Annotated in this window: 10 protein-coding genes and 2 pseudogenes; 6 read left to right on the forward strand and 6 right to left on the reverse strand. The window is 73.8% G+C overall.

Annotated elements, in window-relative coordinates; translation table 11 throughout:
* Positions 1 to 758, forward strand: a 758-nt coding sequence (locus tag VR45_RS02495) for an SbcC/MukB-like Walker B domain-containing protein (RefSeq protein WP_045938007.1), incomplete at its 5' end; no start/stop codon positions are given.
* Between the two features lie 77 nt (positions 759 to 835).
* Here VR45_RS02495 and VR45_RS02500 read toward each other — a convergent pair.
* On the reverse strand, positions 836 to 1,084 hold the full coding sequence (locus VR45_RS02500) for a hypothetical protein (protein WP_045938008.1): 249 nt from the start codon (positions 1,082 to 1,084) through the stop codon (positions 836 to 838).
* Between the two features lie 84 nt (positions 1,085 to 1,168).
* Here VR45_RS02500 and VR45_RS02505 point away from each other — a divergent pair, with 84 nt between their 5' ends.
* Positions 1,169 to 1,891 carry a DUF1990 domain-containing protein gene (locus VR45_RS02505; protein WP_078896170.1) on the forward strand — a complete coding sequence of 241 codons (723 nt, stop codon included), beginning with the start codon at positions 1,169 to 1,171 and terminating at the stop codon, positions 1,889 to 1,891.
* A 54-nt stretch (positions 1,892 to 1,945) separates the two neighbouring features.
* On the opposite strand, the gene VR45_RS02510 is transcribed toward VR45_RS02505, so the two are convergent.
* Together VR45_RS02510 and VR45_RS02515 are read right to left on the reverse strand one after the other, a co-directional pair.
* Complete coding sequence (locus tag VR45_RS02510; protein ID WP_045938009.1) at positions 1,946 to 2,413, reverse strand: YjbQ family protein; 468 nt, start codon at positions 2,411 to 2,413, stop codon at positions 1,946 to 1,948.
* 347 nt (positions 2,414 to 2,760) lie between these two features.
* Positions 2,761 to 3,030 carry a hypothetical protein gene (locus VR45_RS02515; protein WP_045938010.1) on the reverse strand — a complete coding sequence of 90 codons (270 nt, stop codon included), beginning with the start codon at positions 3,028 to 3,030 and terminating at the stop codon, positions 2,761 to 2,763.
* 770 nt (positions 3,031 to 3,800) lie between these two features.
* Between VR45_RS02515 and VR45_RS02520 the strand changes: the two genes are divergently transcribed.
* On the forward strand, positions 3,801 to 6,029 hold the full coding sequence (locus VR45_RS02520; protein ID WP_045938011.1) for a CDP-glycerol glycerophosphotransferase family protein: 2,229 nt from the start codon (positions 3,801 to 3,803) through the stop codon (positions 6,027 to 6,029).
* Positions 6,030 to 6,165: 136 nt separating this feature from the next.
* Here VR45_RS02520 and VR45_RS50430 read toward each other — a convergent pair whose 3' ends face one another.
* A complete protein-coding gene (locus tag VR45_RS50430; protein ID WP_353612656.1) occupies positions 6,166 to 6,228 on the reverse strand; it encodes a hypothetical protein in 63 nt (20 codons plus the stop codon).
* Positions 6,229 to 6,573: 345 nt separating this feature from the next.
* Between VR45_RS50430 and VR45_RS48280 the strand changes: the two are divergent.
* A pseudogene (locus tag VR45_RS48280) lies at positions 6,574 to 7,011 on the forward strand (lysophospholipid acyltransferase family protein); the annotation flags it as partial.
* A 316-nt stretch (positions 7,012 to 7,327) separates the two neighbouring features.
* On the opposite strand, the gene VR45_RS02525 reads toward VR45_RS48280, so the two are convergent.
* Positions 7,328 to 9,142 (reverse strand): ABC transporter ATP-binding protein, encoded by a 1,815-nt coding sequence (locus tag VR45_RS02525; RefSeq protein ID WP_045938012.1) that lies wholly within the window; start codon positions 9,140 to 9,142, stop codon positions 7,328 to 7,330.
* A gap of 194 nt (positions 9,143 to 9,336) precedes the next feature.
* Positions 9,337 to 10,110, reverse strand: a complete 774-nt coding sequence (locus tag VR45_RS02530) for an SDR family oxidoreductase (protein WP_045938013.1) — start codon at positions 10,108 to 10,110, stop codon at positions 9,337 to 9,339.
* A gap of 176 nt (positions 10,111 to 10,286) precedes the next feature.
* On the opposite strand from VR45_RS02530, the gene VR45_RS02535 reads away from it, so the two are divergent.
* Positions 10,287 to 10,484 (forward strand): hypothetical protein, encoded by a 198-nt coding sequence (locus tag VR45_RS02535; protein WP_045938014.1) that lies wholly within the window; start codon positions 10,287 to 10,289, stop codon positions 10,482 to 10,484.
* Between the two features lie 187 nt (positions 10,485 to 10,671).
* A pseudogene (locus VR45_RS02540) lies at positions 10,672 to 11,069 on the forward strand (hypothetical protein); the annotation flags it as partial.

Consider the following 11,069-nt stretch of genomic DNA (forward strand, 5'->3'; position numbering starts at 1 on the left):
AACCCGAACTGGTCGCGGCCGCCGCCCTGCCGCCGGCCGACCTGCCGGGCACCCGGAGCGGGCTCGGCGCCGCCACCGACCGGTTGCGGGCGGCGCACGCGGCGCGGGACGCGGCCCACCTGCGGTGCGAGGCCCTCGCCGCCATCGGGCGGCAGCTGGCCGAGCTGGCCCGCTCGCTGGCCCCGGAGCTGGCCAGGTACGCGCGGATCAGCCGACTGGCGGCGCTCGCGGCCGGCACCTCGACCGACAACCGGCTCCGGATGCGCCTGGAGTCGTACGTCCTGGCGGCGCGGCTGGAGCAGGTGGCGGCCGCGGCGAGCGAGCGGCTGGTCCGGATGTCCGGCGGCCGGTACACGCTCGTCCACAGCGACGACCGGGGCGGCGGCAACAAGCGCTCGGGGCTGGCGCTGCGGGTGGTGGACGCCTGGACGGGCACCGAGCGCGACACCGCGACGCTCTCCGGCGGCGAGAGCTTCTTCGCCTCGCTCGCCCTGGCACTCGGTCTGGCGGACGTGGTCACCGACGAGGCCGGGGGCATGCCGCTGGACACCCTGTTCATCGACGAAGGCTTCGGCAGCCTCGACGAGCACACCCTGGAGGAGGTGATGGACGTCCTGGACGGGTTGCGCGAGCGGGACCGCGCGGTCGGCATCGTCAGCCACGTCGCCGATCTGCGCAGCCGGATCCCGGCCCAGCTCCTGGTCCGCAAGGGCCGGCACGGCTCCACCCTGGCGCCGGCGGGACGGGAGGACGCCTGACGCCGGAGACGCCCCTGACTCGACCGACCGTCCGCCCCGGGAGGATCCTGCGGCGGGCCGGGGGCCGGGCGGCCCGCTCAGCCGGAGCAGGCGATCCGCTGGGCCTGCTGCCAGGTACAGACGGGGCAGAGGGTGCTGCCCGGGTGGTCGGCGGGCAACTCGGTCGGCTCGCCGCACAGCACGCAGTCCGCGCGCGGGCCGGTGGAACCGGGGTCGGGCAGCAGGGCCGCCTCCGCGCCGCTCGGGGCGAGCTCGCAGACCTGCTCCGCCGCCGGGGTGTCCTGGATACCGGGGGCGGCCGTGTCCTGCCTGGCTGTTTCGCTCATGCCGCCTCTCTACTCCCCGGACCGGGCAGGGCGCAAGGCGGTCCCGGGCGAGGCCGCTCCGGGGACCGTCGATACGGTGGCCGTATGCCCGACTCTCCCGGTCACGAGGTGGACCCCGCCGTCCCCGCCGTCCCGCCGCCGGTCCCGCCGGTCCCCTCCGCCCGGACCAACGCCGCCGAGGCCACCGGGACGGCCGAGACCTCCGGATCCACAGGGACGGCCGGATCCACCGGGTCCGCCCTGGAGCGGAGGCTGCGCGCCGCCCGGGCCACCGGACCCAACTACCGCGAGGTGGGTGCCACCGCGGACGCCCGGCTGCCGGAGGGCTACACGCATCTGCGGCGGCGGGTGCATCTCGGGCACGGCCCGGAGGTCCTGGCGCGGGCCGGCCGCTTCGTCCTCGGCTGGGGCTGCCAGCTGGGCACCGGCTTCGCCGTGTTCCCGTACGCGCCCGCCGAGCCCGGGGCGACCGTCCTCCTGCGGCTCGGCCTGCCCGGCAGCCGCTGGCCCCGGCTGGTGATCCCGTGCCGGGTGGTGTGGACGGTGGACGAGCCGGACCGGATCGGCTTCGCCTACGGGACGCTGCCGGGGCACCCGGAGTGCGGCGAGGAAGCGTTCCTGGTGTCGATGGACGCGGCGGGCGAGGTGTGGTTCGAGGTCGTCGCCTTCGCCCGGCTCGCCGCCTGGTACGCGCGGCTCGGCCGCCCGGTCGCCGTGCTCTGCCAGTACCTGGCGATAGAGCGGTACCTCGCGTCCGTGGTCGAGGCCGCCGCCGGGCCCGGAACCGGGACACCGCTGCCGGACTAGCGTTCCGCCCGGCCCCGACGGGTCCGGGTCCGGGGCCGGGGCCGGGCGGCGCGCTCAGCCCAGGAAGGAGAGCCGGAGCGTGCGGTGCGGGTTGTCCCCGTTGGTGTCGACCAGCACCACCGACTGCCAGATGCCCAGCGCGAGCTGTCCGTCGATCACCGGCAGGGTGGCGTGCGGGGCCACCAGGGCGGGGACGACGTGGTCCCGGCCGTGACCGGGGCTGCCGTGCCGGTGACGCCACCGGTCGTCGGCCGGCAGGAGGTCGCGCAGGGTGGCGAGGAAGTCCTCGTCGCTGCCGGAACCGGTCTCCAGGACGGCGATCCCGGCCGTGGCGTGCGGGACGAAGACGTTGAGCAGGCCGTCCCGTCCGACAGCGTGTTGGTCGAGGAACCGGACGCAGCGGTCGGTGATGTCGAGCGCGACCTCATGGATTCCGGTGGTGATGTCGAAGGTCTCGGTCCGGAAGGACGTGGAGGTGGGAGTGGAGTGGGACGTGGTTCGGGTGTGGGTGTGGTCCGCCATGGCGCCATCCTGACCCACGGCCGAGGGTGGACCGGCCAGCCTCGCCGACTCCCGGCGGCGGAGGGGCCGGTCGACATAGGCTGAGAGGTTCAGACCAAAAATGACATCCGAGGATCGGAACGGACCACGGATGATCAGCCGGGCCGGAGACGGACCCGTCCGCGTCGGCCCGCGTCGACACGGATCGGGGAGCGGAAACGCGGAAGACCCGACGGTCGTCAGGATCCGTCGGGCCGGTGCCGAAAAGGCGTGTGTGCAGGAGGAAGAGCGGTGCGGAGACCCCGGATTCGGGGCCCCGCGCGACCGGACCGGATTCGACCAGACCTGACTCGACCGGACCGGTCGGCTCAGCCGCGGCTGCCGAAGAGCCCCCGCCGCAGCCGGCGCAGCGGCGCCAGCAGCTTGACCCGCGTGTGGCGGCGCGGCGGCGCGGTCGGGGCACCGACGCCACGCGGCGTCAGTTCCCTTATCAGCCCGAGCGCCTCGGCGGTGTCCACCGCCGGGAGTGCGGGCGCGCCGAGCACAGCCAGGTGTCGCTCGATCCGGCGGCCGGTCGCGCCGACGCCGCACTGGATCGCGGGCACCCGAGGCCGGGTCCGCACTTGCATGTGTTCCATCAGTTTTCCCACCCCTACGAGGCGCCAGGGCCGTGAGGCGAAGACTATCCGTGACAGACGGCCTTCGCGCAACCGTCCTGGTGTTCTGCAACCGTACCGTGCTGCGTCAACTGACACTGCACCAGGGCCCACCCGACCGATCACGACTGAGCATCAATGATGGTGCACGACCGGCGGGACGTCACCGGGTTCTTCGGGTCGCACACCCGGCGCCCGCCGTGACGGTGTACGCCCGGCGCACGGGGTCACCGCCCCTTCACGCGCCGTGGCCACCCGGCGGCCACCGCACGGCCCTCCGGCCGTCACCCCCGGGGCGGGCCCGGTCCGCCGGCGACAAGGTACGACTATCCGTTTAGGAAGTGAACACAGCCGGGGGATTGACGCGGGAGTCGGCTCCAAGCAATATCTCTATCGATCACGCGGGCGCGAGCACCACCGCCCCCCGTGTTCGACTGATGAAGATTCCGGCTCCCCCGTGCCTACTGCCAGGCCGCCTCGACGCTGCGGTGGCCAGGTTCGGGCGGTGCTCGGACCGGCGGCCGGCCGTAGAGGGTCGGCCGGGCCGCCACCAGGCTGCCGGTGCCACCCCCTTCCGGGGTCCGGCACCGGCGGCTCCGGCCCATCAGCCCTCGGCCGTGACCGCCCCGGCCCCCGACCCTGGCCGGGCCTCCCCGAGCCGGGCCTCCCCGGGAGGGCACACCCCGCCCACCAGCAGCGCCGCCGCACCCGTCCTCCGCCCTCCGCGGCCGCGCTCGGTAGACTCGGCCAGCGTGCCAGTCCTCCTCAGCATCGTGCTCCCCGTCCACGGGGTGGAGCGCTTCCTGCCCCGCTGCCTCGACTCCCTCCTGGCGGACACCCCGTCCTCCGAGTCCCGCTTCGAGGTGATCGCGGTCGACGACCGCTCCCCCGACCGCAGCGGCGCGATCCTGGACGAGTACGCGGCCCGTGATCCGCGCCTGCGCGTCCTCCACCTCGCGGAGAACCAGGGCCTCGGCGGCGCCCGCACCGCCGCCCTCCCCGAGGTGCGCGGCGCGTACGTCTGGTTCGTCGACAGCGACGACTGGGTGCCCGAGGGCACGGTGACCGCCCTCCTCGACGAGCTCACCGGCGAGCTGGAGCGCGAGCGGCGCGGCGAGGCGCCCGTCGACGTCCTGCTGACCGACTTCGTCCACGTCTACCCCGACGGCGGGACCGAGCCCAACCCGTGGCGGCACGTGCTGACCGGTTCCCCGCTCGTCGCGGGGGGCACGCTGGCCGAGCACCCGGCCGTGTTCAAGACGGTGATGTCGGTCTGGAACAAGGTGTTCCGCCGGGAGTTCCTGCTCGGGCTCGACGTCTCCTTCGGTCGCGGCTTCTACGAGGACATCTCCGTCACCTACCCGGCACTGCTCGCCGCCGAGCGGCTGCGCTACTTCGACCGCCCCTGCTACTTCTACCGGCGCGGCCGGGCCGGGGCGATCACCAGCACCGCCTCCGCCAAGCACGCCGACGCCTTCGCCCAGTACGACGCGATCTTCGCCTTCCTGGACCGACCCGACCCGGCAGACCACCCCGGCCACCCCGTCCGGCCCGTCCCCGGGACACTGCGGACCCTGGTCTTCGAGCGGACCGTGCAGCAGGCACTCACCGTCTACGACACCCCCGGACTGGTCCCGGTCGGGCTGCGGCCGGAGTTCTTCCGGCGGATCGCCGAGCACTTCACCCGGCACCGCCCGGCGGGCTACCGCTTCCCGGGAGGCGTGCGCGGCGTGCAGTACCGGCTCGCGGCGCGAGGCGCCCGGCGCGCGTACGCGGAACTGCGCCGCACCGGCCGGCTGCCGCGCGAACTCAAGCGCGGGGCGCGGGCGGTGGCGCCGGCCCTGAAGAAGGGGGTGCGCAGCAGCGCCCGGTTCACCGCGTACAACGCGTTCCGCCGGATGCCGTTGAACCCGCACCTGGCGGTGTACGCCGCGTACTGGCACCGGGGTTACGCGTGCAGCCCGGCCGCGATCTACGAGAAGGCGAAGGAGCTCGCGCCCGGGATCCACGGGGTCTGGGTGGTGGAGAATCGCGCCCAGGCGGCGACGCTGCCGGACGGTGTGCCGTACGTGATCGTCAACACCCCGGCGTACCTGAGGACGATGGCCACGGCCAAGTACTTCGTGAACAATGTCAACTTCCCCCGGACCATGGCGAAGCGGCCCGGCACGGTGCACGTCCAGACCCAGCACGGCACGCCGCTGAAGGCGATGGGCATGGACCTCAGGGACCACCCGGTGGCCGCCGACGGGATGGACTTCGACCGGCTCCAGGAGGCGGTCGACCGCTGGGACTTCCTGGTCTCCTCCAACCCGCACACCAGCGAGCACTTCGCCCGCGCCTTCCCGGGCCGCTACGAGATGCTGGACACCGGGTACCCGCGCAACGACCGGCTGGCCGGGGCGACGCCGGCCGGGACGGCGGCGATGCGCGAACGGTTCGGGCTGGCGCCCGGGCGCACCGCCGTGCTGTACGCGCCCACCCACCGGGAGGCGCGCGGCGGTTATGTGCCGCTGCTGGACGTCCGGGAGCTGGCCCGGCGGCTGGGGCCGGACTTCACGCTGCTGGTCCGCACCCACTACTTCCACACCGGCGGCCCGGGCGACCTGACGGCGGACGAGGACGCGGCGGAGATCCTGGACGTGTCGGCGCACCCGACGGTGGAGGACCTCTACCTGGCGGCCGACGTCCTGGTGACGGACTACTCGTCGATGATGTTCGACTACGCGGTGCTGGACCGGCCGATCGTGATCTTCGCGCCGGACTGGGAGGAGTACAAGCGCGACCGGGGCGTCTACTTCGACCTGTTCGAGCAGCCGCCGGGCGCGCTGACGACGGATCCGGAGGGGCTGGCGGCGGCGCTGCTGGCCGGTGACCCGGAGCCGGCGGCGCGGGCCGACTTCCGCAAGCGGTTCTGCCCCTGGGACGACGGCGGGGCGGCGGAGCGCGTGGTCCGCCGGGTGTTCCCGACCACCGGCTGAGCGCACGACGGCGCGACAGGCGCGACAGACGCGACAGACGGGCCGGGCACAGCAGGCACAGCGGGCGACAACAACGCGAGGACGGGGCCCCGGAAACGATCCGGGACCCCGTCCGGGCCGGTCGGCCCCGGCCTCGTCAGCCCTGGCGCGCGGCCAGGAACTCCTCGAAGGTCAGCTCGCCGTCGTGGTTGGTGTCCATCTGCTTGATGATGGCCTCGGCCACGGCGACCGAGGTGGTGAGGTCGCGCGTACTCGGCGGCGGTGATCCGACCGTTGCCGTTCCGGTCGAACTTGTCGAACGCCGCGCGAATGTCGTCGACGTCTGCCATGGGGGCCTCCTGGGACCGAATCAACTGCTGATGTGCATTTCCGACGGCGGTACCCTACCCGCCCGTGGCGAGCGCCACTGCGGGCGGGAGTGGACGGGCTCGGGGGTGGGTGTCGTAGTCTGCGGGTCTGATCCCGGCCCGGCCGGGGAAGCGAACGCCGCTCGTCGTACCCCAGGCCCGGGCACCTCTCGGGCGTGCTCGTCCAGGGAGGGACCATGCTCGATCTCGTCACCAGGCTGGTGCTGAAACCGCTCGCCCGGGGGATCTGGCGGCCCACCATCGAGGGCATGGAGAACGTGCCGCGCAAGGGCGGCGTCATCCTCGCCAGCAACCACCTCTCCTTCATCGACAGCGTGGTCATCCCGCTCACCGCGCCGCGCCGGGTCCACTTCCTGGCCAAGGCCGAGTACTTCACCGGCAGCGGCCTCAAGGGCGCGCTGTCCCGCGGCTTCTTCCAGGGCATCGGCGCGGTGCCGGTCGAGCGCGGCACCTACCGGTCCGCCCAGGCCTCGCTGGAGTCGGCGCTGGAGATCCTGGAGGACGGCAAGGCGTTCGGCATCTACCCCGAGGGCACCCGCTCGCTGGACGGCCGCCTCTACCGCGGCAAGACCGGCGTGGCCTGGCTGGCCCTGACCGCCGGCGTCCCGGTGGTGCCGGTGGCGCTGGAGGGGCCGGACCAGATCCTCCCGATCGGCAAGCGGGTGCCGCGCCTCAAGAAGGTGACGGTCCGTTTCGGGGAGCCGCTGCACTTCGACGAGCTGCACGGCCAGGCGCGTTCGCTCAAGGCCCGCCGCCAGGTCACGGACGAGGTGATGGCGGCGATCCAGCAGCTCTCCGGCCAGGAGGTCGTGCAGACGTACAACGAGGTCCCCAAGGCGGCCTCCCCAAGGCGGCCTGAGACCGGCGGCCCCACCCCTCCGGCCCCGCCACCCCGCCACCTGGGTCACCGCTCCCCCGGCGACGCCCGGCTCAGGGAGCGACGGCCGCGACCGGGGCCTCCCGCCGGAGCAGCGCCGCGTACCGGCCGTCCGCCGCCAGCAGCTCTTCGTGGGTGCCGAGTTCGGCGACCTCGCCGCGCTCCAGCACGGCGATCTGGTCGGCCCCGCGCACGGTGGAGAGCCGGTGCGCGATGGTGATGGTGGTGCGGCCCTCCGCGAGGGTGTCGATGGCCTCCTGGACGGCCCGTTCGGTGCTGTTGTCCAGCGCGCTGGTGGCCTCGTCGAGGATCAGCACGGGCGGGTTGCGCAGGATGGTGCGGGCGAGCGCGAGGCGCTGCTTCTCCCCTCCCGAGAAGCGGTAGCCGCGCTCGCCGACCAGGGTGTCGTAACCGTCCGGCAGCGAGGCGACGGTGTCGTGGATCCGCGCGGCCCGGGCCGCGGCGACGAGTTCCTCGTCGGTGGCGTCCGGCTTGGCGAAGCGCAGGTTGTCGGCGACCGAGGCGTGGAAGAGGTAGGTCTCCTGGGAGACCACTCCCACCGCGCGGGCCAGGCTGTCGAAGGACAGCTCGCGGACGTCGACGCCGTCGATGGTGACCCGGCCGCCGGTGACGTCGTAGAGCCGGGGCACCAGGTAGCTGAGCGTGGTCTTGCCGGAGCCGGTCTCGCCGACCACCGCGAGCGAGCCGCCCGCCGGGATCCGCAGCCGGACCCCGCCGAGGGTGGGCCGCTCCTGCTCCGGGTCGTAGCGGAAGTCGACGTCCTCGAAGCGGACCTCGCCGCGGATCTCGCCGAGGGTGACGGGGTGCTCGGGCTCGTCGATCTCCACGGTCAGGTCGAGGTACTCGAAGATCCGCTGGAACAGTGCGAGCGAGGTCTGCACGGCGACGCCGGTGGCCAGCAGGCTGATGGTCGGGCGGAACAGGCCCTGCTGGAGCGAGACGAAGGCGACCAGGGTGCCGACCGAGACGATCGGCGCACCGCCGGCGGCGGTCATGCCGGCCGCCCAGTAGATCACCGCGGGCATCGCGGCCATCACGATCTGGATGGTGTTCATCCGCCAGCGGCCGGCCATCGAGGCGCGGACCTCCAGGTCGGCCAGCCGGTCGGACTGGCCGGTGAACTCGCGGGCGAGCGAGTCGGTGCGGCCCATGGTGCGGCCGAGCAGGATGCCGCTGACCGACAGCGACTCCTGGACCGCCGAACTCATCGCGGCGAGCTGCTTCTGGCGCTCCCCGGTGATCTTCTTGCGCTCGTTGCCGACCCGGCGGCTGATCCAGACGAACACCGGCAGGAGCACCAGCGACACGACGGTGAGCCGCCAGTCCAGCGCCACCATGGCGACCACCGAGGCGACCACGGCGGTGAAGTTGGAGACCAGCGAGGTGGCGGTGGAGGTCACCGTGGACTGCATGCCGCCGATGTCGTTGGCGATCCGGGACTGCACCTCACCGGTGCGGGTGCGGGTGAAGAAGGCCAGCGACATCCGCTGGAGGTGGCCGTAGACGGCGGTGCGAAGGTCGTGCATGACCCGCTGGCCGACGGTGGTGGAGATCAGTGTCTGGAGCACGCCGAAGACGCTGTTGACCACGGCGGTGGCAACCATGCCGAGCACCAGGACGGTCAGCAGGCCGGTGCGGCCCTGCGGGATCGCGGTGTCCAGCACGGCGCGGAGCAGGAACGGCGTGGTCACCGAGACCACGGCGGAGGCGGCCACCAGCAGGCCGACCAGGGCGAGGCGGCCGCGGTAGGGGCGGAACAGCGCGAGTATGCGCCGCCACTGGGTGGGCGGGCGCGGGTCGTTCTCGGCGCGGGCGGGCGGGGTCCACTGGATGCCTTCGGGGCGCACGGCGGGCAGCCTCCCTCGGACGGCGGCGCGGGCGCGGCGCCCGGGGGGCGCGCGCCGACGGCGGGTGGGCGGTCGGGCGATCGCCAGCATAACGAGAGAGGCTCATAGTTAGCAAAGCTAATAGTGAGACCGACTCCGCTGTGCTGGTCGGGACGCCCGGCCGCCGCACCCACCCCCTGGGCGCGCCGGCCGGCTCAGTCGGTCCGGTACGTCCGGGCCGCCTTGGAGGAGACGCCGCCGAGCCTGCCGGACGGCAGCACCCGCGCGATCGCCACCGCCGCCTTGTAGCGCTTGCTCGGCACCGACACCGAACGCCCCCGGGCCAGGTCACGCATGGCCTCCTCGACCACGCGCTCGGCAGACAGCCAGCCCCAGGACGGGATGTTCCCGGTGCCCATGCCGGCCCGCTCGTGGAACTCGGTGTGCGTGAAGCCCGGACAGAGCGCCATCAGCCGCACCCCGGTGCCGCCGAGGTCCCGCATCACCCCCTGGGTGAAGCTGACCACCCAGGCCTTGCTCGCGCCGTAGGTGCCGCGCGGCAGGAAGGCCGCCACCGAGGCGACGTTGACGACCGCGCCGCGCCCGCGCTCGCGCATCCCCGGCAGGGCGGCCGTGGTCAGCCGCAGCACCGCCTCGACGTGCACCTTCAGCATGTCCAGCTCGTCCTGCAGCGGCACGGTGGAGAAGGCGCCGCGGTTGCCGAAGCCGGCGTTGTTCACCAGCAGGTCCACCGGACGGGAGTCGTCGGACAGGCGGGCCTCGACGTCGGCGATGCCCTTGTCCGTGGCGAGGTCGGCGGTGAGCACCTCCACCTCCACGCCGAACTTCCCGCGCAGGTCCGCGGCGGAACCCTCCAGCCGCTCGGTGTCCCGGGCCACCAGGACGAGTCCGTAGCCGCTCCGCGCGAGGCGGCGGGCGAAGGCGGCTCCGATGCCGGCGGTCGCGCCGGTGATCAAGGCAGTGGTCATGCAGCGACCGTACCTACTCCCGAGTACCGGCGACAGCGCTGCGCGGCAGCGCGGTGCCTCTTCGTGACCACCGTCACGGACAGTGCCGCGGTGGCGCCGGACCGTTCGTGCTCGTATCGTCGTTCGAGGGGGGCGTCGCCGGGCCTGGCGACGGAACTTCGATGAGGAGGCACCCGATGCTTGCTCAGACCACCCGAACCACGCGGACGACGCTCGCCACCCAGGGCGAGCTCGACGCACTCGGCATGTTGATCACGGAGGACGAGGCGACCGTCAGCGACGCGCCCACGTACCGTCCGGAAGCCGCCGCGCTGCTGCTGCTGGCAGGCGCGCTGCTGCTGTCCCCGAAGCCGCCGAAGGAGAAGACGCGGTAGTCGGAACGGACGCTGCCGGGCGACGCGCGGAGTCCCACCGCGCCACAGCCCTCCGGCCCCGCCGCGGTCATGAGCCCGGCGGCCGGGGCGGCAGGCCAACGGCCCGGACCCCGGCGGAGCCGCCGCGCGAACGCGCCGCGACCCCGTGAAAACCGCGAAGCCCCCCTCCAAGGAGAAGCACGCAACCATGCCGACCGCCGATCTCGCACTCCGCGACGAATACGCCGCAGCGGTGGAGCGGCTGGCGGGCCGCACCCTCGACGCCCTCCGGGGCGCCGGGGGTGCGGTCGCGCCCGCGCCCGCCTTCCCCGGTACCGGCCCCGTGCCGCGTCCGGTCCTCGCCGCCGCCCGGGTGCTCGGGCCGGACGTCCTCGCACCCCAGGCACTTGGTGCGACCGGGCCCGACGAGCAGGCCGTCCTGCTGCTCGCGGAGGCCCACCGGGCCTTCCCCCCGTCCGCCTTCCCGGCCCCCTCCGCCACTCCCCCCTCCGGCCCGGACGAGGAGCGGGCCGCCGGTGCCGCCCTGGTCACCGCGTGGCGGGACTGGGGCACCGCCGTCCTGCTGGCCCGCGCGCTCGGGCCCGC

The organism is Streptomyces sp. NRRL S-495, assembly GCF_000966955.1.
GTDB lineage: Bacteria > Actinomycetota > Actinomycetes > Streptomycetales > Streptomycetaceae > Kitasatospora > Kitasatospora purpeofusca.

Coding starts and splice junctions, on each gene's coding strand:
- VR45_RS02500 (WP_045938008.1), bottom strand. CDS start 1,084: ATGAGCGAAACAGCCAGGCAGGACACGGCCGCCCCCGGTATCCAGGAC.
- VR45_RS02505 (WP_078896170.1), top strand. CDS start 1,169: ATGCCCGACTCTCCCGGTCACGAGGTGGACCCCGCCGTCCCCGCCGTC.
- VR45_RS02510 (WP_045938009.1), bottom strand. CDS start 2,413: ATGGCGGACCACACCCACACCCGAACCACGTCCCACTCCACTCCCACC.
- VR45_RS02515 (WP_045938010.1), bottom strand. CDS start 3,030: ATGGAACACATGCAAGTGCGGACCCGGCCTCGGGTGCCCGCGATCCAG.
- VR45_RS02530 (WP_045938013.1), bottom strand. CDS start 10,110: ATGACCACTGCCTTGATCACCGGCGCGACCGCCGGCATCGGAGCCGCC.
- VR45_RS02535 (WP_045938014.1), top strand. CDS start 10,287: ATGCTTGCTCAGACCACCCGAACCACGCGGACGACGCTCGCCACCCAG.